Below are 21,194 nucleotides of genomic sequence, written 5' to 3' on the forward strand. Positions count from 1 at the left end.
TCTGTCCGGACCCCGTCAAGCTTGCACGGTACGCCGGGAATGCCGCGTGTGGGTGACGAGTCCGAACGCCCGTTCACCCACCTCGGCTTCTGCCGTCAGGCGCGTCGCCGGGCCGCCTCGTACAGCACGATCCCCGCCGCCACACCGGCGTTGAGGGACTCGGCGCCGCCCGGCATCGGGATCCGCACCCGGAAGTCGCAGGTTTCGCCGACCAGCCGGGACAGGCCCTTGCCCTCGCTGCCCACGACGATGACGACGGGGCCGTCCAGGGCCGGCAGTTCGCCGACCTCGTGCTCGCCGTCGGCGGCGAGGCCCACGACCGCGATGCCCGCCTTCTTGTACGCCTCCAGGGCGCGGGTCAGGTTGGTGGCGCGGGCGACCGGGGTGCGGGCGGCGGTGCCGGCGGACGTCTTCCAGGCGCCGGCGGTCATGCCGGCCGCACGCCGCTCCGGTACGACGACGCCGTGGCCGCCGAACGCGGACACCGAGCGGACGACGGCACCGAGGTTGCGCGGGTCGGTCACCCCGTCGAGGGCCACGATCAGCGGGTCCTCGCCGTCGTCGTAGGCGGCCGCGGCGAGGTCCTCGGGATGCGCGTACTCGTACGGCGGGACCTGCAGAACGAGGCCCTGGTGGTTGAGGCCGTTGGTCATGCGGTCGAGCTCGGGACGCGGGGCCTCCATGAGGTGGACGCCGCCGCGGTCGGCGACGAGCTGGAGCGCCTCGCGCACCCGCTCGTCGTTGTCGATGAACTGCTGGACGTAGAGCGTCACCGCGGGCACGCCCTCGCGCAGCGCCTCGACGACCGGGTTACGGCCGACGACCATCTCCGAGGTGCCCTTGCCGCCGCGGCCGCGCGCTGCGGGACGGCGCGCGGTCTGCCTCGCCTGCGCATTGGCGATTCGGTTCTTCTTGTGGCCCTTGCGCATCTCGGCGGGCGGGGTCGGCCCCTTGCCCTCCAGGCCCTTGCGCCGCTGGCCGCCACTGCCGACCTGCGCGCCCTTCTTGCCGGACATGCGGCGGTTGTTGGCTGCCATGACCTACCCGTCTGTCGTGAAAAGTCGTACGTACGTCTATGAAGTGTGCCGCCCGGAGGCCCGGACGGCACAATCGATCAAGGAAAACAAGGAAAAGCGGGCTGGGGCCTACCGGGGACCGAGCGTCCAGCGGGGTCCCTGCGGACTGTCCTCGATGGTCAGTCCCGCCTGGCCGAGCTGGTCGCGGATGGCGTCCGCGGTGCCCCAGTCCTTGCGGGCGCGGGCGGCCTCGCGCTGGTCGAGGACCAGGCGGACCAGGCTGTCGACCACGCCGTGCAGGTCCTCGCCGCGGTCCGACTCACCGGCCCAGTGCGCATCGAGCGGGTCGAGGCCGAGGACGCCGAGCATGGCGCGCACCTCGGCGAGGCGGGCCACCGCGGCCTCCTTGTCGTCGGCCGCGAGCGCGCTGTTGCCCTGCCGGACGGTGGTGTGCACGACGGCGAGGGCCTGCGGCACGCCGAAGTCGTCGTCCATGGCCTCGGCGAAGGCGGGCGGCACCTCGGCGGAGGGCTCGACGGGGCCGGCCTTCTCGACCACCCGCTGCACGAACCCCTCGATCCGCGCGAACGCGGACTCGGCCTCGCGCAGGGCGTCCTCGCTGTACTCGATCATCGAGCGGTAGTGCGGGGTGCCGAGGTAGTAGCGCAGCACGATGGGGCGCCACTGCTTGACCATCCCGCTCACCAGCACGCTGTTGCCGAGCGACTTGGACATCTTCTCGCCGCTCATGGTGACCCAGGCGTTGTGCACCCAGTACCGGGCGAACTCGTCGCCGTAGGCCTTGGCCTGGGCGATCTCGTTCTCGTGGTGCGGGAAGATCAGGTCGAGGCCGCCGCCGTGGATGTCGAAGGCGGAGCCCAGGTACTTGTGCGCCATCGCCGAGCACTCCAGGTGCCAGCCGGGCCGGCCGCGGCCCCACGGGGTCTCCCAGTCGGGCTCGCCCGGCTTGGTCGCCTTCCACATGGCGAAGTCGCGGGGGTCGCGCTTGCCGGCGACGCCCTCGTCGGGCTGGCGCAGGTCGTCGATGTCCTGGTTGGACAGCGACAGGTAGCCGGGGTAGGAGCGCACGTCGAAGTAGACGCTGCCGTCGGCCTCGTACGCGTGGCCGCGCTCGATGAGGCCTCGCATCATCTCGACCATCTCGGTGACATGGCCGGTGGCCCGCGGCTCGTACGTCGGCGGGAGGCAGCCGAGGGCGGTGTAACCGTCGTTGAACGCGCGCTCGTTGTCGTAGCCGATGGACCACCACGGGCGGTTCTGCTCGGCCGCCTTGACGATGATCTTGTCGTCGATGTCGGTGACGTTGCGGATGAAGGTGACGTCGTAGCCGCGGTACTCGAACCAGCGGCGCATGATGTCGAAGTTCAGGCCGGAGCGGATGTGGCCGATGTGCGGGGCGGCCTGCACGGTGGCGCCACAGAGGTAGATCGAGACACAGCCCGGCGTGACCGGGGCGAAGTCACGGATCTGCCGGGCGCTGGTGTCGTACAGGCGAATGGTCACGGGTCCAGGGTAGTGGGCGATGTCCGGTGCCTTCGACGGGTTGTGGATAACAGTCAGCTCGTGATCCTGACCACCAGTGCGGTCGCCACCGCCATCAGGCCCTCGTCCCGGCCGGGAAAGCCGAGTCCGTCCGTGGTCGCCCCGGACACCGAGACCGGCGCCCCGGCGGCCTCCGACAGCAGCTTCTGTGCCTCGTCCCGGCGTTTTCCGATCTTCGGGCGCGGTCCTACGACCTGTACGGCGATGTTGCCGATGCGGAAGCCGGCCTCGCGCACGATCCGGGCCGCCTCCGTCAACAGCGTGACGCCGGATGCACCCGACCATTCGGGGCGTCCGGTGCCGAAGTGCTGACCGAGGTCGCCGAGCCCGGCGGCGGAGAAGAGCGCGTTGCAGGCGGCGTGGGCGACGACGTCCGCGTCGGAGTGGCCGGCCAGGCCGGGGCCCTCGCCCTCCCACTTCAGGCCCGCGCACCACAGCTCGCGGCCCTCCTCGAAGGCGTGGATGTCGGTGCCGATGCCGACCTGGGGCAGGAGGAAGGGCTGCTCAGAAGCCATCGTTGAGCCTCCTGCGGGCCAGGACCGCCTCGGCGAGGACCAGGTCCAGCGGGCGGGTCACCTTGAAGGCCTCCTCGTGGCCGGGCACGACCACGACCGTGAGGCCCAGTTGCTCGACCATGCTCGCGTCGTCGGTGACGTCCTCGGTGACGGTCTCGTGGGCGCGGATCAGGGTGGCCCGGTCGAAGCCCTGCGGGGTCTGCACGGCACGCAGACGCGCCCGGACCGGGGTCGCGACCACCGGTTCCGGCTCACCGGGGGCCGGCTCGACCTCCTTGACGGTGTCCGCGAGGGGCAGCGCCGGGACCACGGCGGGCGCGCCGTCCCGTACGGCCTCGATGACCGCGTCGACGGTGTCGACCGGGACGAGCGGGCGGGCCGCGTCGTGGACCAGCACGATGTCGAAGTCGTCCGGCAGGGCGTCCAGGCCGAGCCGCACCGACTCCTGGCGGGACTCACCGCCGGGGACGACGACGAAGTCGGTGCGCTCGGGCAGCGCGTGCGCGTCCAGGAGCGACTTGACCTCGCCGGCGCCGTCGGGCGGGGCGACCACGACGACCAGGGAGACGGCGCGCGAGGCGGCCATGGCGCGGATCGCGTGGATCAGCATGGGGGTGCCGTTGAGCGCGCGAAGCGCTTTGGGGGCGCCCGGACCAAGGCGTACGCCTCTTCCGGCGGCCGGAATCACCACCGCGGTACGGGCTTCCGTACGTGCCTGCGCGGGCGAAGGGCGCGAAACGTCAGACATCGGTTCCTGTCAGGTTTGTGTGCTCGGCCAACGTGGGTACGGAGACAGCGTGCCGGGCGCGACGCCTTGACCGGACCCTTCCGTGACACCGGTCGAGCCTGCTGCCCGGGCCCGGCACGCCAAGTATCGGGGGATCTTCACTCCGAAATGAACACGCGTACGGCGCCGGAGGCGTCGCTCGTCGACGGAAACGCCGGATCCGTGATCCGGCACCCCGTGATCCGGTATCCGGAGACGAACATGCCGCAGCGCCCGGCGACAGCTTTCGCGTCATCGGGCACCGCGGCATTTCAGTGCGGCACTTCCGGGAAGTACTGCGGTACTTCTCCGAAGCACTCAGTGGTGTGCTGAGCTGAGCGGGCCAGGGGCCTGCACAGGGACGCTCAGGACGCGAGAACCTCGTCGAGCAGCGCCTCGGCCTTGTCCTCGTTCGTGTTCTCCGCGAGGGCGAGCTCGCTCACCAGGATCTGCCGAGCCTTGGCGAGCATGCGCTTCTCACCTGCGGAGAGTCCGCGCTCGCGCTCACGACGCCACAGGTCACGCACGACTTCCGCGACCTTGATGACATCGCCGGAGGCGAGCTTCTCCAGGTTTGCCTTGTAACGACGGGACCAGTTAGTGGGCTCCTCGGCGTACGGCGCGCGCAGCACCTCGAAGACCCGGTCCAGCCCGTCCTGACCGACCACATCACGCACGCCGACGAACTCCGCATTGTCCGCTGGCACACGTACCGTCAGGTCACCCTGGGCGACCTTCAGCACCAAGTAGGTCTTGTCCACGCCTTTGATCTGGCGAGTTTCGATAGCCTCGATCAGCGCGGCCCCGTGATGGGGATAGACCACGGTGTCGCCAACCTTGAACGTCATGTGACAGGTACCCCTTCCGTGGCTATCCAGGGTAACACGGAAACCGCGGGTTCTGAATGGCGTTTTCGCAGGTCAGGGCATATCTCGGGGCTTGACAACAGCAACAGGAACGTGCTGCGGAGGCCGAGCGGAAGCAGGTATTCGCAGGTGGGAGCGGCTCTCCGGGGGAGGTGAAACGCGTACGTTACACACATCCGGAGCCCCCTCCGAGCGGCCTAACGTCCACAAATGTCCGGTTCCATGTGTGCGACTTCCGCTACTCCGTTCGATGACAGGAGTGACTTCCGCGTCGATTCCGGAATTGATCACACGCGGCACACGGATCACACAGTGATCAATTCCGGGGGCGGTCTCTCTTTCCTTCACGGAAGATTTGCCACTGGGCGCTGAGGCCTCTTATGTGAATGCCGGACGAGCGCCGGAGTGCGGGGAAGAAGTGACTCGCGGGTCACTTGTGAACCGGGTGACTCGGGAGTGACTCGGGAGTGACACGCCTCTTGGGGAGGGTCGGGTGCGGCGGCACGGGGACGGCTCGGTAACCTAAGCCCTGCTGACAGACACTTAGCGCGGCTTTACGGGCCGCCCCGCTCAAGTCAAGGAGTTGCCGCCGCCGTGAGCAGCAGCCTTCGACGCGGCGCCCTCGCCGCCGCCTCCCTCGCGTTCTCGGTCGTCACGCTCTCCGCGTGCGCGGCCGGCAGCAACGCCCAGACGCTGGAGGTCAAGCCGGACAACGCGGAGACCAGCGTCGGCGCCATCAAGCTCCAGAACATCGTGGTCATCACCCAGGCCACCACCCAGGCATCCGGCGAGACCAAGGGCCCGGCCGTGGTCTCCGGGACCGTCTTCAACACCGGTGCCACGGCCCAGACGCTGGACTCCGTGACCATCGCGGGCGGCGGGAGCGCCGAGATCAAGCCCGCCAAGGGCAACGGCAAGGTGACCGTCCCGGCGCACGGCTCGGTCGTCCTCGGCGGCAAGGGCAACGCCTCCGCGGCGGTGGCCGACCTCGGCGAGAGCGTCAAGGACGGCAACGCCCAGAAGGTCACCTTCACCTTCAGCACCACCGGCGAGGTCAGCCTCAAGGCCTTCGTGGTCCCGGCCGACAGCTACTACGCCAAGTGGGGTCCGAGCGCGGTGCCGTCCGCCCCGGCGACCCCCGCGAAGCCGAAGCCCTCCGGTTCCGCGACCCCGAGCGGCGCGGCCACCCCGAGCGGCGCGGCCACCCCAAGCGGCTCCGCCACCCCGACCGACGCGGCCTCCGCGAGCGCGAGCGCGGGCTGAGCGGCCGAACGGGATCGCCGTACGGGATCGCCGTACGGGAGTCGCCGTACGACACGAAGGGCGGGACCTCCGAGGAGGTCCCGCCCTTCGGCGTGTGCGAGCCGCGTCGGGTCTACGGCTCGAACTTGTAGCCCAGGCCACGGACCGTGACCAGGTACCGCGGCGCGCCCGGGTCGGGCTCGATCTTGGCCCGCAGGCGCTTGACGTGGACGTCGAGGGTCTTGGTGTCGCCGACGTAGTCGGCCCCCCAGACGCGGTCGATGAGCTGCATGCGGGTCAGGACGCGGCCGGCGTTGCGCAGCAGCATCTCCAGCAGGTCGAACTCCTTGAGGGGCAGGTCGACCTTGGAGCCGGAGACCGTGACCACGTGGCGGTCCACGTCCATGCGGACCGGACCGGCCTCCAGCGCGGCCGGGGTGACCTCCTCGGGCTCCCCGCGGCGGCGCAGGACGGCGCGGATACGGGCGACCAACTCGCGCGAGGAGAACGGCTTGGTGACATAGTCGTCGGCTCCTATCTCCAGGCCGACGACCTTGTCGATCTCGCTGTCCTTGGCGGTCACCATGATGACGGGGACGTTGGAGCGGTTGCGCAGCTGGCGGCAGACCTCCGTGCCGGGCAGGCCCGGCAGCATCAGGTCGAGGAGGACGAGGTCGGCGCCGTTGCGCTCGAACTCGTCGAGTCCGTCGGGTCCCGTGGTCGCGATGGCGACCTCGAAGCCCTCCTTGCGAAGCATGTACGACAGGGCGTCGGAGAAGGACTCCTCGTCCTCGACGACGAGCACTCGGGTCACGGAAGGACCTCCGGGGCGGGAAGCGGGTCGTAAGAAGCCGACTCGGTGGTGGAAAGCCCGTCCTCGTCGTCGAGGTCGGGGTGCTGGAGCGCGCGGTCGCGGGCCGCGCCCGCCTCCGGCAGCCTGAGGGTGAACGTGGAGCCCTGGCCCTCCGAGCTCCACACCGTGACCTCCCCGCCGTGCGAGGCGGCCACGTGCTTGACGATCGCGAGACCGAGGCCGGTGCCGCCGGTCTGGCGGGAGCGGGCCGGGTCGACGCGGTAGAAGCGCTCGAAGATGCGCTCCTTGTCCTTGTCGGAGATGCCGATGCCCTGGTCGGTGACGGCGACCTCGATGTGGTCGCCGCCCGGCGCGGACACCCTGCGGGCCGCTATGCCGACGCGGGTGCGGGCGGGCGAGTAGTTGACGGCGTTCTCGACGAGGTTGCCGAGGGCGGCGGCGAGCTGGCCGCGGTTGCCCCACACCCGCAGCTCGGCAGCGCCGGCCGCGGCCATGGTGATCTGCTTGGTGCCGGCCTGGTGCCGGCAGCGGTCGATGGCCTCGGCGACCAGCTCGTCCACGCGGACCGGCTCGGCGTCCTCCAGCGGGTCGTCGTTCTGCACCCGCGAGAGGTCGATGAGTTCCTGCACCAGGTTCGTCAGCCGGGTGGCCTCGATCTGCATACGTCCGGCGAACCGCTGCACGGCCTCCGGGTCGTCGGAGGCGTCCATGACGGCCTCGGAGAGCAGGGAGAGCGCGCCGACCGGGGTCTTGAGCTCATGGCTGACGTTCGCGACGAAATCCCGCCGCACCGCTTCGATCCGCCGGGCCTCGGTGAGGTCCTCGACGAGGAGCAGCACCAGCCGGGAGCCGAGGGGCGCGACCCGCGCGGAGACGGCCAGTGCCTCGCCGCGTCCGGTGCCCCGCCGGGGCAGGTCCAGCTCGACCTGCCGTATCTCCCCGTCCCGCCGGGTGTCCCGGGCCATCTGGAGCATCGGCTCCACGGACAGCTTGCCGCCGCGGACCAGCCCTAGGGCGTACGCGGCGGAGCTGGCCTTGACGACGGCGTCGGCCTCGTCGAGGACGACGGCCGAGGACCGGAGCACCGAGAGCACGGTGTCCACGCCGGGCGGAAGCACGGGGTCGGTGTGCAGGGAGGTGCGGGTGGGGCGCTTCTGCTCCCGCTCGCTCCAGCGGAACGCCAGCATGGCGATGACACCGGTGAGCACACCGGCGATCGCTGCCGCTGCGGCGACCGCCGCGTTCACGTCCATGCCTCCAGGTTAGGCATGGGATCCGTCCTGGCCACAGCCGTCCGAGTGGGACCTCGAACACTCGTCGCCCAGAGTTCACCTTGGAGCCAGTGGTGGTTCATTTGGGAGGGCGGAAACGGACGCGTACAGGGCCGAACGTGGGAGCGTGGGGTACGCAGCACCGGTTTTCGCGGCCGGTAGCACCGGTTTCGCAGCTGGTAGCACCGGTTTCGCGGCCGGTTTTGGCCCCTGGCACCCACAGGAACGACGTACGAGAGGGAACCGACAATGCGGGACGCGTACCACGAGGAACTTGATTCGATCGGCGACGGTCTGGTGGAGATGGCCCGCCTGGTCGGCTCGGCGATCGGACGCGCCACGACGGCCATCCTCGACTCCGACCTGAAGCTCGCCGAGAGCGTGATCGAGGCCGACCAGAAGGTGGACGACCTCCAGCACGACCTGGAGGCCCGGGCGATAGCACTGCTCGCCCGCCAGCAGCCGGTGGCCACCGACCTGCGGATCGTCGTGACCTCCCTGCGGATGTCCGCCGACCTGGAGCGCTCCGGCGACCTCGCCCAGCACGTGGCGAAGCTGGCCCGGCTGCGCTTCCCCGAGAAGGCGATCCCCCACGACCTGCACGCCACCATCCTGGAGATGGGCCAGCTCGCCCAGCGCCTGATGGCCAAGGCGGCGGAGGTCATCATCACCAAGGACGTCGACCTGGCGCTCCAGCTCGAGCAGGACGACGACGAGATGGACCTGCTGCACCGCACGCTCTTCCAGCACCTGCTGGACGACAAGTGGAAGCACGGCATCGAGACGGCGGTGGACGTCACGCTGCTGGGGCGCTACTACGAGCGGTTCGCCGACCACGCGGTGTCGGTGGCCAAGCGCGTGGTGTACCTGGTGACGGGCGAGCACGCGGACGACCTCCAGGCGGACGTGCAGCCGGTGACGGGAGTGGAGGGGGCGTGATCCCTCCGGGGGGTGCGCTGGTGGGGCGAGGGTGCTGAGGAGTCCTTTGCCGTGCTGCCAGGGCGTGCGCGAGCCTCTGTGCGCCGTTGATGCGCCCAGGGGAGCGGGCATGCACTGGGTACAGGGCCTGATCCGACCGTCGGGACGTACTGGCCCTCGCCTCGAGGAGGGACTCATGGCCGAAGCCCCCAGCACCCCCCAGTCCGACCCCACCCAGGAACGCCCGACCGAGCAGCCCACCGCGATCAGGACCCTGTCGGTCATCGGCGCGTGCGGCTGCGGGTCGGGATGCGGGTGCGGGTGCCAGTCGGGCAATCCGTGTCAGTGCGGGTGAGATGTACGGCGTTTCTTGTACGGCGGTGAGGGGCCCCGGGGTGATCCCGGGGCCCCTCGTCGTGTCGGGTGCTGCGCCGGCGCCGGGTGCTCGGGTCGCCCGGTCGGGTGGGGAGGCGCAGCATGGAGAAGGAACGGGACGGGGACGGGGACGGCAACCGTACGGCTCGGGGATGACGCCGCCGGTGTGCGGCGGGCGAGGAGGTGGAGGCCATGGCTCGCTACATGGACGTACACCGAGGAATGCACGGCATCACGGCGGAGCAGCTGATGGAGGCCCATCAGGCCGACCTGGCGATAGAAGGGGAAGAGGGCGTGCACTTCGAACGCGCCTGGGCGGACCCCGAGTCCGGCACCGTGTACTGCCTCTCGGAGGCACCCTCCCCGGAAGCGGTCCAGCGCATCCACGAACGGACCGGCCACAAGGCGGACGAGGTCCATCCGGTGCCGTTGTCGGTGTGAGGGTGAGGGTGGGGGTGGTGTGGGGGGCAGGGCGCCGGATAACGGGTGCCGGATAACGGATGGCGGGGCCGGCGGGGCCGCTCATAGGGTCAGCGCATGGACTGGCAGAGGTGGCACGACCGTTACGACGCGCCCGAGTCACCGCTGGCCTGGCGGTTGCGCGCGGTCCAGGACCGTATCCGAACGGCCCTGGACGCCGCTCCGCCCGGCCCGCTGCGGGTGATCAGCCTGTGTGCCGGTCAGGGCCGTGACCTGCTGGGCGTCCTGCCCGCCCACCCGCGCCGCGAGGACGTCCGCGCCCGGCTGGTGGAACTCGACCCGGGGAACGTGGCGGAGGCGAGGCGGGCCGCCACGGCCCTGGGTCTGCCGGGTGTGGAGACGGTCGCCGCGGACGCCGCGCTGCTCGACCACTGCGCCGACCTGGTCCCGGCCGATCTGGTACTGCTGTGCGGGGTGTTCGGCAACATCACGAATGAGGACATCGAGCGCACGGTCGAGGCGTGCACGCAGCTGTGCGCGCCGGGCGCCCGGGTCATCTGGACCCGCCATCGCAAGGCTCCCGACCAAGTCCCGCGGATCTGCGGGTGGTTCGAGAGCCGGGGCTTCGTCCGCGAGTGGACCTCGTCTGCCGACGCCGACCACGTCCAGTCGGTCACGGTCCACCGCTTCACCGCGACACCGGCTCCGCTCCGACCGGGCACCAGGGTCTTCGACTTCGTGGGGTACGACCGGCTGCACGCCCTGGAGCCGTAAGGCCCCCTGAGACGGACGAGCCGCGGGGGAACCGGTGAAACCGCGGGGCAGCATGCGGCGTCCAGGGGTACAAGACCGGGAGAATGTACACGAGTTGCGCCATCTCGGCCCTGTCTGGACGTACCAGGGAAGATGGTCAGAAATGGCACCCGAAACCGTTCCCTGTACCGCGCCACGGCTCTCGGCATGACCGCGGCGGCAGTGGCCCTACTGACAAGCTGCACACCGAGCACCGGCACCAGCCACGGCAGCGCACCGACCACAGCGGAAACAGCTTCGTCGGCACCGCGGACACCCACGGAGCGGGCCGGCTCGACGGGGTCCGGCGGCTCGGCGGGGTCTGAGGGCTCGGCGGGATCTGCGGGCTCGGCGGGATCTGCGGGCTCGGGCGGATCCGGCAGTTCCGCCGCCTCCCCCCGGCCCACCACGGCAGGTGCCCCGGCCAGGACAGACGCCTGCCGGTCGCTGACGGTGCCCGCGACCGTCAAGGCGGACGTCACGGCGGCGTACGGCGCACAGGCTCAGCCACGCCTGACCCACATCACGCCGGTCAAGGGGACGTTCTACTACGGCAGTTGCGACGGGACCTTCTACGCCGGCACCGGCTTCCAGCTCACGCCCGGCAGCACGCAGGCCGAGCAGGTGGCCCTGCAGGACGACGGTGCCGTGATGAAGTACTTCATCGACCGCCCCGGCACCGGCTGGACCTACCTGGCCGCCGACACCTTCCCGGCCTCCCCCGAGGGCTGCGCCGCCCTCCCCGAAATCCCCTCCCAGCTGTCGGCACTGTGGAACGACTGCCGCTCCTGAACCAGGGTCGCGTGGGGGCTCCTCAGCGGTGCGGTGCGGTGCGTTGCGTTACTCATGGCCGCTGGCGATCGGCATTGGACGGCCCACGGACGCCGTGCGGGCCGTGACTAGCGTCCTGCCCACCGTCGGAGTTCTCTGATGACACGGGCCTTGTGGAGGCTAGTTGTCGAGAGTTCGCTCGTGCTCGTCATGAACGCTGTGATGGGGGTCCATCGCTCGCCCCCCTTGCGAGTCGTCCACCTGACAGCGGGGAAGTCCGTGATCTCTGTGATGCACTCCCGCGCAATCACGCGTGTGCGCAGGTAGCCGCGGATCGAGAGCCTCCCGCGCTCACATGTCACGCCGAGCCGGTATCCCCTCACGGAGAGGGCCGCGAACCCCATCACAGCGAAACAGGCCGCGCCCCGCGAGAAGCCCGAGTCGGCCTGCGCCGCGTAGGCAACAGCAGCGACCGCCGGGACACCTCCGAGCCCGCTGTTCGCAAGACGGTTCACCATCGACGGCGACAGTTCCACGACGCTCCTCGCCTGTGCTGGTGCCTGCCGATGGCTCGGGTTGAACTCGGCGGCCTAAGCGCTCGCAGCACTAGCCGGCCGAACTGACCAGAGTCTCGAAGCCCGAGCTGTCACAGTAGGACACTGCACGCCCCTCAGCCTCGGGCGACTGGACATTCTGCCCACCACTGGCGTCTGTAACGCTCGCTGTCGTGGCACGCTTGGCGTCCTGCCAGGACCCCAGCTTGGTGCAGTAGTCCCGCTGCCGCCTTGGCCTGCGCCGGATCGTCTGACGAGCAACCGCTCATGCATGGCCACGCCCTCCCCGAAGCTGCCGACGCAGACTATGGATCACGAGGGTGTCACCTTGCGCTGATCCATACGCCGAGATGGCCACCGAACCGCGCGCCCTGCCTACGCGGTACCTGACCCCTGAGGATCTGGTGGAAAAGTTCGACCTGCCCAGCATCGAGACGACCAAAAAGCCCCTACAGGCGGAGAACCCGCAGGCAGGGCTTGAACAGCGCTGCTACCTCTTCTTGCCCTGGGTGCTCTCGGGAATCTTGGTGAGGTGGGTTTTTGCTGGTCAGGAGAGGTGGGCACGCTCGCCTGGTGGCCGTCGTCTGTCGTCGTTGGCCACTGTTGAGCGGCCTCGGACGGCCCAGGGACGGCCCGACGTGGCAGGTCCGGGGCGTGCGCGATCCCCGGGTGGGTTGTCACCGAACCGGTCTGCCGCGTTGCACCTCACACTTGGGGTCTCTGCTAGCACGCAGAAGCAACGGCAGCGTCGGAAACCCTGCGTGCCTCGGCGGCCAAGTCCTTACCGGTCTTTACGTACCCGTCGCCCTTGGACTTGATCGCGGACACCGTGTCTCTAGCATTCGTCCGCAGGTTAGAAACCCCGCCGACGCCCATCGACAGGATTGGCGTATACCCCGGCATGAAGCCCTGTGCCGTCTCGTACGCGTCCCACGCCTCCTTCAGCGCCGTCGACTGGCTCTCGATATCGGAGATCGTGTAGTCCAGCGTCCCCCGGTCCGACTCCAGCGTCCCCGCGTCCGTCTCGACCGTCCCGGCGTCTGTCTCCACGGAGCCAGCGTCAGTGCACGCGTCCTCGCCGGACAGATTCGCCGCGTCGTCCTTCACCGTCTTGAGGTCACTGCGCAGTGTCGCGAGGTCGGTCTCAAAGGAGCTGTAGTCGACCGGCACACCCAGCGTCCGCTTCAGCTCGGTATACGCCGAGTTCACCGTCGTCGCAGCAGCGTCAATTTTTCCCCTGCTCTCCGCGTCGGCAGCTGCCTGAGCCTCCTCTGCCTGCGCGTCCTGGAGCTCAGTAAGTGCCTGCCTGGCCTGGCTCTGGAGATCGCCGACCCTTCTGTTGTAGTCGTCGACCGAGCCCGGCCGCAGCGTCAGCGTGTACATGGTGCCATTGTCGTTCGGTACGTGAAGACTCATCTCGGTGCTAGTCAGCGTCCCCGACAGCGAGCCAACCGACCCCAGGACTCCGTCAATCCGAATCGTCACCGCAGAACCGTCGGCCGTCCCCGTGAAGGCCGCGTGCTCCGCCTTCGTCGTCGTCCGGTCACTGGACGGGATCGCTGTGACGTCCAACGACCCCGACAGACTCGACCCCGACCTCGTCAGCTCAACCATCGCCACACCGTCATCGGCCGTGCCCACCCACAGGTGCGGTGTCTCGAAGGCATGAGTGAACGGAGCCGTCGACGAGTGCCCCTTCTCGGACTGATCGATGTAGACGGCTGTCCCCACTGCCGTTGCTATCACCGCGGACACTGAACCAATCAGCAGCCACACCTTCCGTCTGCTCGATGCAGACGGTGGCGGTGGCGGTGGCGGTGGTAGCGAGTACATCTGAACCACCCTGGATCCCTCCCCATTTTGGTTCAGATATTGAAACTCAGACGAACCGTCGGCGTCTCAGCATCACGACGACCGCACCGCCGGACCCTGGCCAATGCCCCGCCACGGGCCCGAGCCTGGTCGATCCGACTGGGCGCTGGACTTCGTCACCCGTGACTGATGACGAGGTTGTCGAGGCGTTGCGGGTCGCAGCGCGGACGGGGGCGGCTACGGAGACCGCGGTTCGCTCCCCGGCATCACCTGCAGCACCGACCGGTTCACCCCAGACCATCCTTGAAGATCGGCGTCCAGAATCTCGTTCAGGGTCATGAGGGCCTCCTCCGCGACCCGCGCCGTCTCTTCGCCGGAGGCCTTGCGGTACTGCATCTCCTGCTTGAGCCGCTGTACCCGGGCGAGGACCGAGGAGCGTAGCTGCCACAACTCCTGGTCCCTGAAGAGGTTGTTCTTCGCAGCCACGATGCCGGAGACCCCGGCGAGAGCGGTGCTGGATATCCCGAACCACGGATACTTCCACGCTGCGCTAGCGACCCCGAGGACCGCGATCACGGCGTTCAGCGCAGCGATGAGCGTGATCACCCGGTCCACCCTGGTCCGCGATATCACCCGTAACCGAGCGAACTCCCTCTCGTACCAGGCGACATAGTGCGAGACGACGACGAAGGGATCGGCCTCCACGGGCGGATCGGGCGGTGTGCGCATTCCTGCGGACCTGAACGAGATCGGCCACCACCTGGAATCTCTGTACCCATGCTCCGGCTCACGCGATGGCATCGATGCGCCCCCTCACTGGCCAGTGTGCGAGCTGACCTGTCAAACACGCCACACCTACGACAAGGGTGCCGACGGTTCACGCCGCCGGCCCCACCCATGTCCTCAGACGCGTCTACAACACCGGCAGTCCTCTGCAGCTCGAAGGCGGTGACCTCGGACCGGTGCTCCTCCCACTCGTGCCGCTTGTCGCGCAGGTGCAGGCAAATCCTTCCAGCGGGCAGATCATCGCCCGGAGCCCAGGCCAGAGCACGGTGGGGTGTGTCACCGGTGGGTGCCGTCTGTTGGCGTTGGACGGCCCAGGGACCGTGCGGGATAAAGCTTTGACCTAGCTGTGGAGGTGGGGTGTGATCACTCCATGGGTCCTGGCAACAGCGAGACGGATACAGGCGTGGCCGACAATACGATCGTCGCCGGGCAGATCATCCTCGGGCTGAAAACCCTACGTGATCACCTCGGCTGCTCCCTGCATGAAGCCCTCGACGCCTACGTCGCACGCTACGAGGTGCTGCGACGGGAACGTCCGGCCGACTTCACCACGAGTCACGAGGAGTACTGGGCGAACTTCTACTCATGAACCATGGACACGATCTTGAAAACCGTCGTGGCGCGAGTCACCGTGGGTTCAAATCCCACACCCACCGCCAGGCGAAACGGCCCCTGCCCAGCCAAATCAGTCGAGGGCCGCACTCGTTCGTGCTCTCCGTCAACCACCGTGGTTCCCCCTCAGGTACCGGTCGATCGGACACGGCAGGGGCACGTACCTCTGATTCACCCACTGAAATCCTCGACGCGATGTCGCGGCTCCGGCTCGCAGCCGCGTCGACTCTCCCATGCTGCTAGCCCGCGCGTAGGTCATCGACCATGGGGGCCTGGCAGTATCTCAACCCTCATCGGGCACGGCGTCCCTGGCCACAGATCGTTTGTCTCCTCGATCGGGACGAATCCGATAGCTCGGTAGAACACCCTCGCGAGCGCGTACCCGCTGTCAGGATGCGAAGGCCCGGCATCTTCACATGCAGCATCCGACAACCGTCCGTTTGCAACTTCGCCTCCACCGCGCTGACAAGTACCGCCCCGATGCCCCGCCAGTGCCAGTCCGGGGCTCCCGCCAACAGGTGGACCTCTGTCGCCTCCGCAAAGTGCCGCCGACGCAGCAGGATCCCGACTGGCTCGCCGTCTGAGCTGCGGGCAAGGATTCCGGGCAGAGCACGAGCCGACTCCACGTACTGCGCGTAGAAGCCACCACATGCGAGACCTGGAACGCCGCATCCTCCTGCATCTCGCGAGCATGGAAGCCTTCCTCAACCCCGTACATCTGATTTCGCGCGGCAGGCGAGCAGCCTCCCCCACGGCAACCGACCGCTGAGTGCGCGTCGAAGGAGCCAATGAGCGCTGGCAGGCGTCGTTCGTCGAGTCGTTGTGTCCAGCACTCGCACCAGAAGCCCGGCAGGTGCGTCTCCCTCAGCACGGGTGGTCTCCTCGGTTTTCGGCCTGATGTCCGATCTTGCAACGCTTTTGGAGGTGGGTGGTCCCGTCGCCGCGCTCGGCGGTGGAGCCGCCTAGACCCGGGCCAACCACCCGGCCCTGTGCTGATCCGCCGTCGGCGAGCCGTACGCCGAGTCCCGCGAGAACGGCATGCACGCGCTCCGCCACTTTTGCGCCTCGGTACTCCGGGGAGACGTCAAGGCTCTCGCGGAGTACCTCGGTCACGCGGATCCGGTCTGACGCTCCGCGTGTACGTACGCTCCCAATCGGAGAAGGGCGGGGACAGTCATGGCAGACGAGTACTTCTTGCTGGTGTGCGACGACGTGCCACATGACGTGGTGCTCATCGACCCCGGCGTCCGCGTAATGGACGTCGTCCGGGTCGTGCGCCGGCTGACGGGGCTGAGTCTCTGGCGCAGCAAGGTTCTGGCGACGCAGGTTCCTGCTGTCCTTCTTGCCGGGGTGCCCGAAGAGAACGCGGCAGCAGCCGTCTCGGCCCTGCACGATGCGGGAGCCCGGGCAGAGACGAGAGAACGGCCGGGGCCGGACCTACCGAAGCACTGAGCACGGCCCGATCGGCGGGCTGAGGGCCCAGAGACGGCCCAGGCCCACCAAAAAGCCCCCTACCGGCGGAGAACCCACAGGCAGGGGGCTTGATCAGCGCTGCCTACTTCTTCTTGCCCTGGGTCTGGCGGGCCCGTTTTTCGGGCCTGGTCAGGGGGGTGCACACCTCAACTGACCTGCGGTCGGGTGGTCGTTGTTCGTCGTTGTCGATCGTTGGTGGTTGACCTGGGAGGTTCCACAGAGGTTCCAGAGAAGGCTCGGCAGCGTCGCCCGGATCCTCAGTGGCGAAGAGGAGCAGCCTCCCCAGACGCGCGAGCGCAGCCATCTCTTATGTCCCCACCGTGAGCGATCAACTTCTCTTGCGGCAGCGCCTGTTGTCAGTGGGGACTGCCAGAATCAGGGCATGACCGCAGCTTCCGTTCCGTTCCAGGAGATCCTGCAGAACCCCGACAACTACTCACCCGATGACTTCGCCCGCGCCCGCGCTGAGAAGGTTCTGGCCGTCAGCGCCACCGTTCTACACCAAAGGGGGCACGAGGACATCGCTGCTCTGCTGGCGCAGGCCGAGTTCTGCGACTTGGAGTACCAGGAGGAGGACTGGGGGAAGTCTTGGTACGAAGTCGTACTCGACTTCGACCACCCCCAGCTTGAGCGCTTCACTGAAGAGGTGCAGCAGCGTGTGCTGTCAGCCATGCAAGAGGTCTGCGACCGGGAGGACTTCGGCATCTCTGGTCTGCGGGCACGCGCCATCCTGCCCGAGGTGGGGGCCAACTGGCGAGAGCAACTGGCAGCCGGCGGCAAGGCGCGACCTTCCAACCACGCCCGTAAGGTGCGGATTGGGCCAGCTCACCCGCAAGCTGACGGTCTGCACCTCACAAACGAGTGGGAGTGGCGTGTCTACGCCGTCCTGCGCGACCGGCAGCAGGAACTCCCAGACAACGACACGTTAGGAATCGTCCCTCTCGCCGCGATGAAGGTGCGCGATCACGTTTTTGAGCCGGACCTGCTGGTCACCTACAGGGGATACGCAGGAGTGATCGAGGTTGACGGGCCGCATCACAAGGGCCGTAGCTCTGACGACAAGAGCAGGGAACGGCTTCTTCGACACGCAGGGGTCAAGTACATCGACCGCATCGACGTCCGCGACGCAACCGCGAAGGAGGAGGTCGAGAAGTTCGTCACCGACTTCCTCCGCCACCTCATCGGGTAGGCCGGGCAGCCGTGCGACTCCTGTTTAGGCCGCGAACGGGAGTCGCGCGGGCGCGGGCGTACAGTCCGTGAATCCATGGTCTGCCGGCCGTGCGGCTCGCTGCGCAAGCCACCCGGAGACACGCGGTCCGCCGTTCACCGCACTGCCCTCCCGGACCGTGCGGACGTGTGTGAAGCCTTGGGCGATGTAGTACCGCTGGAGCGCCTCATTCGTCGTCCAAGCGTCCAGCCGAACCCAACGGGCGCCCGCCCGGTACGCACGTTCACCTGCCCAGTCGAGCAGCCGACCACCGATGTTCTGTCCGGCGTACTCCCGCGCCACAGTGAGCTTGTTGACGAACATCGCCGGTTCGGCCAGTTCCTCGTCAGTCCACAGCCCGTCTTCGGCGTCTGGGGTCAGGGTGATGGTGCCGGCAGTAGTGTGCCCGTCGCGGAGCATGAACACGGTGCCCGCTTCGATCGTGGCCAGCAACTTGTCAGCCGGGTACGGACGACTCCACTGATCAGACCCGAGACCGCGCAGCCAAGCTGCGGCCTCCTCACGGAAGGCCAACAGCTTGGATACGTCGTGCGGCTCTGCGGGGGTGATGATCACGTGTCTTCGCTCCGGGCGGCTAGGTTGCCGATCTCGTAGTTCATCCGGTTCAGGTCGCCCCGGAACGTCGTGATGGTGCACCGGATAGGACGGTCTACTGAGTAGCCCGTCCGCGTCCAGAGCATCACCGGAACACCCGCTCCGATCTCCAAGAGCCGCGCCTCCTCCGGGGTGGGCATTCGGGCCGCGATCTCGTCGAAGTACCCAACCTGCTCAATGCCTTGAGCAGCCAGGTACCGCGTTGTGCCCTCTTCGATGTCTCCGGGCTCAGCAAGTCGCGGCGACGCGTCGACCAGCCATGACGGATAGTAGGTGGCCTGCGTGGACCACGGAACGTCATCCACGTAGCGATGACAAAACCGCAATACCGTCTTCGTACTCGCCTCGACCTTGAGGCGCTCAGCGATCTCTTGCGACGCCGGCAGCATCTCGACACGGAACGTCTGGTGTGGTCTGCGCCCCGCGTTCGTCACGTCCGTGTTGTACGCGTCGCCGTTCTGCGGAAACGTCAGGTTCTCGAAGCGGGACGCGTTGAGCTCGAACACCTCGTGCGACTTGACCTCGTACCCCAGTCCCTGACTGGACGAGATCAGCCCCTCACTGACCAGCAGACTCAGCCCGTTGCGGATCGTGTTGCGCGACGCGTCGAAGCGCTGCTGTAGGTCGTTCTCAGAGGGCAGCCGCGATCCAGGCGCATGGATGCCGTTGACGATCTCGCGGCGCAGGACGTCGGCCACCTGCCGGTACTTCGGCTGCTTGTTCATAACCCCATCATGACGCACTCGCGCAACTTGTTGGTACATGCAGCCCCTAACCCCTTGACGCATCACTGTCCGTCGGTGCAGCATCACTGCATCAGCTTGTACCAACAAGCTGAGCAGGTGGTGCAACACCCCCAAGTGTGCCTGCCTGCACTGACAGCGCCCGACGGGTCCCGTGAAGACGGGAGCCCCTCTGACCAGGGGTTACCGCATCCGTCGGTAGCGACCGTTCTTTGAGAAGTGAACAGAGCGCCTGAGGTAGACCGCCCCACCTCTGCAAGCAAGGGGGCGGCGTGCGCGCGTTCTGTACCCGCGTGCGAGTACAGCGCAATCCGACCTTTTCGCAGCTCAAAGGCTGCGGCCGGTTGCCTCCGCTGCTCGTCTCGTACGAGCGGCGCTGAGGGGAGCCGGATGTTCCGACTTCAACGGCGCGCGGCCCCGGTGCTCGAACACCGGGGCCGCTGTTCGGGCCGTTCCACCTGCGAGGGAGAACACGACCCAATGGACCACATCGCTACTGTTCAGGACGCTGTTACCGCGTTCGCCGACTTCATGGAGCCGACGGACGCGGAGCTGGACGCGATCGAGCAGGAGATGCCCGCGATCCTCGCGGACGTCGACCTGTTGGACGCGCAGATCATCACCCTCGACCGCACCCCCACGGAGCTGGACGTGCGGCGTATCCGACGGGCCCGCCGTCGGCTGCTGGCCGCGCTGGCGAACCAGGCGACGGACGTCCACCGGGGTGGCGCCGCATGAACGCTGTTCAGATCCGTTCAGCCGAGCGCGCGCTGAGCGTCGGGACGTGGCTGATCGTGGCGGGCGCGATGCTCTATTCGATCCTCACCGTCACTCCGCTCGCCGCCGCGCACACGCCCGATCGGTGGGCCTGGACCGCGCCCATCCTGCCCCTCGTGGTGGATGCGGCCGTGGTCATCGTGGTCCGTCTGGACGCGGTGCTCGCCCGGCTCGGGGGCCACGGTGGACGGTGGCCGATCGGGCTGCGGTGGATGACAGGCTGCATGACGCTCGCTCTCAATGTCGCCGACTCCGCCTTGAAGAACGACCTGGTGGGCGTGGCTGTGCACGCGGTCGCGCCGCTGCTGCTGATCGTCACGGCGGAGACTGGGCTTGCTTATCGGCGCGCGATCACCGCCGCTGTGCTGGAGCTGGAGGCCAAGCAGCAAGCCGAGCGGGAAGCCCGTGAACGGGCCGCGATCGAGCGGCGTGAGGATGCCGCGCGGCGGGCCCGCGAGGAGCGCGAGCACGCGGCGGCGCTGGCTCGTGAACAGCGTGAGCATGAGGCCCGCATGGTCCGTGAACAGGCTGAGCGGGAGGCCGCCGTACGGCGCGAGGAACGCGAGCGTGAGCAGGCCCGCGAGCGTGCTGAGCGCGAGGAGCGTGAACGCCAGGAGCGCGAGCGTGAACAGCTTCGGGCGGAGCGTGAACGCCGTGAACGGGAGGCTGCCGAACGCGCCGAACGCGAGCGGCGTGAGCGTGTCGAGCAGGAGCGCCGTGAACGCGCCGCGCTGCTGTCCGGTGGCCCGGTCGCGGACAAGCTCCCGGAGGATGACGCGCGCGCCATCGTGGCGGCCGCGCAGGCCGAGGGTCTGTCGGTGCGTCAGGCGGCGGAGCTGTGCGGCTGGTCGGTCGGCTGGGTGTCGACCCGCTACGCCGAACTGCGCGGGCCCGTCAACGGGGTTCCCGTTGACTTCGCCGGAACGGCCCGCTGATGACCATGGCTCCGGTTGGTGGCTCGCTGCCTGTGTACCGGTGGCGGTTCGCTCCTGAGGGTCTGGCCACCCGCAGGCAGCTCCGCGCGATGGGGTTGCGCCCGGGCGGTCAGGACGTGGTCGCCGAAGTCCAGCGTCCCCGCCGCAGGCGTGGCCCGCTGGTCGCCTACCTCTACCGCATCGACTGCGCGAAGCCCGTCCGGCCGATGACACCGGGCCGGTGGGCCGCGCTTGCCCGGGCCAACCGCGCCCGCCGCATCTGCCCCACGTGCCGGCGCGACGCCGGATACGTCATCCCCACCTCGCTCGGTGCCTGTGTGCCCTGCGCGAGTCCCCGCTGATCCTGAGGGA

At 68.4% G+C, this 21,194-nt stretch carries 24 protein-coding genes and 1 pseudogene; 12 read left to right on the forward strand and 13 right to left on the reverse strand.

The genetic code is table 11. The features are described from left to right. Positions 1-95 precede the first annotated feature (95 nt). The 5 genes from rlmB to H295_RS0135585 all read right to left on the reverse strand — a co-directional run bounded on the left by rlmB (position 96) and on the right by H295_RS0135585 (position 4,708). Complete coding sequence (gene rlmB / locus H295_RS0135560; protein WP_020140125.1) at positions 96-1,037, reverse strand: 23S rRNA (guanosine(2251)-2'-O)-methyltransferase RlmB; 942 nt, start codon at positions 1,035-1,037, stop codon at positions 96-98. Positions 1,038-1,145: 108 nt separating this feature from the next. Beyond that, entirely contained in the window at positions 1,146-2,540 is a 1,395-nt protein-coding gene (cysS, locus tag H295_RS0135565) for a cysteine--tRNA ligase (RefSeq protein ID WP_020140126.1), read from the reverse strand. 53 nt (positions 2,541-2,593) lie between these two features. Continuing rightward, complete coding sequence (gene ispF / locus H295_RS0135570) at positions 2,594-3,094, reverse strand: 2-C-methyl-D-erythritol 2,4-cyclodiphosphate synthase (protein WP_020140127.1); 501 nt, start codon at positions 3,092-3,094, stop codon at positions 2,594-2,596. Further along, the gene (gene ispD / locus H295_RS0135575) at positions 3,084-3,842 is read right to left on the reverse strand and encodes a 2-C-methyl-D-erythritol 4-phosphate cytidylyltransferase (protein ID WP_028810047.1); all 759 of its coding nucleotides are present in this window, start codon (positions 3,840-3,842) and stop codon (positions 3,084-3,086) included. Before ispD ends, ispF begins: the two co-directional genes overlap by 11 nt. Before the next feature lie 383 nt (positions 3,843-4,225). Further along, positions 4,226-4,708, reverse strand: a complete 483-nt coding sequence (locus H295_RS0135585; RefSeq protein WP_003953493.1) for a CarD family transcriptional regulator — start codon at positions 4,706-4,708, stop codon at positions 4,226-4,228. A 612-nt stretch (positions 4,709-5,320) separates the two neighbouring features. Here H295_RS0135585 and H295_RS0135590 point away from each other — a divergent pair. Next, positions 5,321-5,989 carry a copper chaperone PCu(A)C gene (locus tag H295_RS0135590; protein WP_020140129.1) on the forward strand — a complete coding sequence of 223 codons (669 nt, stop codon included), beginning with the start codon at positions 5,321-5,323 and terminating at the stop codon, positions 5,987-5,989. A 112-nt stretch (positions 5,990-6,101) separates the two neighbouring features. Here the strand turns inward: H295_RS0135590 and H295_RS0135595 are convergent, their stop codons facing one another. After that, complete coding sequence (locus H295_RS0135595) at positions 6,102-6,782, reverse strand: response regulator transcription factor (protein WP_020140130.1); 681 nt, start codon at positions 6,780-6,782, stop codon at positions 6,102-6,104. After that, complete coding sequence (locus H295_RS0135600; RefSeq protein WP_020140131.1) at positions 6,779-8,035, reverse strand: sensor histidine kinase; 1,257 nt, start codon at positions 8,033-8,035, stop codon at positions 6,779-6,781. The genes H295_RS0135595 and H295_RS0135600 overlap by 4 nt, the downstream gene beginning before the upstream one ends. 267 nt (positions 8,036-8,302) lie before the next feature. Between H295_RS0135600 and phoU the strand changes: the two genes are divergently transcribed. The 4 genes from phoU to H295_RS0135620 all read left to right on the forward strand — a co-directional run bounded on the left by phoU (position 8,303) and on the right by H295_RS0135620 (position 11,350). After that, positions 8,303-8,992 (forward strand): phosphate signaling complex protein PhoU, encoded by a 690-nt coding sequence (phoU, locus tag H295_RS0135605; RefSeq protein ID WP_020140132.1) that lies wholly within the window; start codon positions 8,303-8,305, stop codon positions 8,990-8,992. A 546-nt stretch (positions 8,993-9,538) separates the two neighbouring features. After that, positions 9,539-9,787 carry an SCO4226 family nickel-binding protein gene (locus H295_RS0135610; RefSeq protein ID WP_028810048.1) on the forward strand — a complete coding sequence of 83 codons (249 nt, stop codon included), beginning with the start codon at positions 9,539-9,541 and terminating at the stop codon, positions 9,785-9,787. Positions 9,788-9,883: 96 nt separating this feature from the next. Further along, a complete protein-coding gene (locus H295_RS0135615) occupies positions 9,884-10,540 on the forward strand; it encodes a class I SAM-dependent methyltransferase (RefSeq protein ID WP_020140134.1) in 657 nt (218 codons plus the stop codon). Positions 10,541-11,011: 471 nt separating this feature from the next. After that, entirely contained in the window at positions 11,012-11,350 is a 339-nt protein-coding gene (locus tag H295_RS0135620) for a hypothetical protein (RefSeq protein ID WP_020140135.1), read from the forward strand. 107 nt (positions 11,351-11,457) lie between these two features. Here H295_RS0135620 and H295_RS0135625 read toward each other — a convergent pair whose 3' ends face one another. From H295_RS0135625 to H295_RS0135635, 3 genes are all read right to left on the reverse strand, one after another. Continuing rightward, the gene (locus H295_RS0135625; RefSeq protein WP_020140136.1) at positions 11,458-11,865 is read right to left on the reverse strand and encodes a hypothetical protein; all 408 of its coding nucleotides are present in this window, start codon (positions 11,863-11,865) and stop codon (positions 11,458-11,460) included. A gap of 741 nt (positions 11,866-12,606) precedes the next feature. Further along, positions 12,607-13,638: a hypothetical protein gene (locus tag H295_RS0135630; protein WP_020140137.1), complete on the reverse strand. Its 1,032-nt coding sequence runs from the start codon at positions 13,636-13,638 to the stop codon at positions 12,607-12,609. A 294-nt stretch (positions 13,639-13,932) separates the two neighbouring features. Then, positions 13,933-14,400, reverse strand: coding sequence for a hypothetical protein (locus tag H295_RS0135635; RefSeq protein ID WP_020140138.1), 468 nt, complete (start codon positions 14,398-14,400; stop codon positions 13,933-13,935). A gap of 484 nt (positions 14,401-14,884) precedes the next feature. On the opposite strand from H295_RS0135635, the gene H295_RS0135640 reads away from it, so the two are divergent. Next, complete coding sequence (locus H295_RS0135640; RefSeq protein WP_020140139.1) at positions 14,885-15,070, forward strand: hypothetical protein; 186 nt, start codon at positions 14,885-14,887, stop codon at positions 15,068-15,070. A gap of 313 nt (positions 15,071-15,383) precedes the next feature. Here the strand turns inward: H295_RS0135640 and H295_RS48815 are convergent, their stop codons facing one another. Then, the gene (locus tag H295_RS48815; RefSeq protein ID WP_420706285.1) at positions 15,384-15,719 is read right to left on the reverse strand and encodes a GNAT family N-acetyltransferase; all 336 of its coding nucleotides are present in this window, start codon (positions 15,717-15,719) and stop codon (positions 15,384-15,386) included. Between the two features lie 379 nt (positions 15,720-16,098). On the opposite strand from H295_RS48815, the pseudogene H295_RS48820 reads away from it, so the two are divergent. The 3 genes and pseudogenes from H295_RS48820 to H295_RS0135650 form a co-directional block, all read left to right on the forward strand. After that, positions 16,099-16,316 (forward strand): annotated as a pseudogene (locus tag H295_RS48820) (hypothetical protein); the annotation flags it as partial. Beyond that, positions 16,270-16,545, forward strand: coding sequence for a ribosomal protein L7/L12 (locus H295_RS0135645; RefSeq protein ID WP_020140140.1), 276 nt, complete (start codon positions 16,270-16,272; stop codon positions 16,543-16,545). The pseudogene H295_RS48820 and the gene H295_RS0135645, both read left to right, overlap by 47 nt. Before the next feature lie 403 nt (positions 16,546-16,948). Then, entirely contained in the window at positions 16,949-17,755 is an 807-nt protein-coding gene (locus H295_RS0135650) for a hypothetical protein (protein WP_020140141.1), read from the forward strand. Between the two features lie 24 nt (positions 17,756-17,779). Here the strand turns inward: H295_RS0135650 and H295_RS0135655 are convergent, their stop codons facing one another. Both H295_RS0135655 and H295_RS0135660 read right to left on the reverse strand, forming a co-directional pair. After that, complete coding sequence (locus H295_RS0135655) at positions 17,780-18,349, reverse strand: GNAT family N-acetyltransferase (protein WP_020140142.1); 570 nt, start codon at positions 18,347-18,349, stop codon at positions 17,780-17,782. Further along, positions 18,346-19,113 carry a GntR family transcriptional regulator gene (locus H295_RS0135660; protein WP_020140143.1) on the reverse strand — a complete coding sequence of 256 codons (768 nt, stop codon included), beginning with the start codon at positions 19,111-19,113 and terminating at the stop codon, positions 18,346-18,348. Before H295_RS0135660 ends, H295_RS0135655 begins: the two co-directional genes overlap by 4 nt. Before the next feature lie 498 nt (positions 19,114-19,611). Between H295_RS0135660 and H295_RS0135665 the strand changes: the two genes are divergently transcribed. From H295_RS0135665 to H295_RS0135675, 3 genes are read left to right on the forward strand one after another with little or no spacing between them, the layout of a single operon-like run. Next, positions 19,612-19,869: a DUF6284 family protein gene (locus tag H295_RS0135665; RefSeq protein WP_020140144.1), complete on the forward strand. Its 258-nt coding sequence runs from the start codon at positions 19,612-19,614 to the stop codon at positions 19,867-19,869. Continuing rightward, entirely contained in the window at positions 19,866-20,843 is a 978-nt protein-coding gene (locus tag H295_RS0135670; protein WP_020140145.1) for a hypothetical protein, read from the forward strand. Before H295_RS0135665 ends, H295_RS0135670 begins: the two co-directional genes overlap by 4 nt. After that, positions 20,843-21,184 carry an RRQRL motif-containing zinc-binding protein gene (locus H295_RS0135675; protein WP_020140146.1) on the forward strand — a complete coding sequence of 114 codons (342 nt, stop codon included), beginning with the start codon at positions 20,843-20,845 and terminating at the stop codon, positions 21,182-21,184. Before H295_RS0135670 ends, H295_RS0135675 begins: the two co-directional genes overlap by 1 nt. Positions 21,185-21,194: the final 10 nt, after the last annotated feature.

The organism is Streptomyces sp. 351MFTsu5.1, assembly GCF_000383655.1.
Lineage (GTDB): Bacteria > Actinomycetota > Actinomycetes > Streptomycetales > Streptomycetaceae > Streptomyces > Streptomyces griseorubiginosus.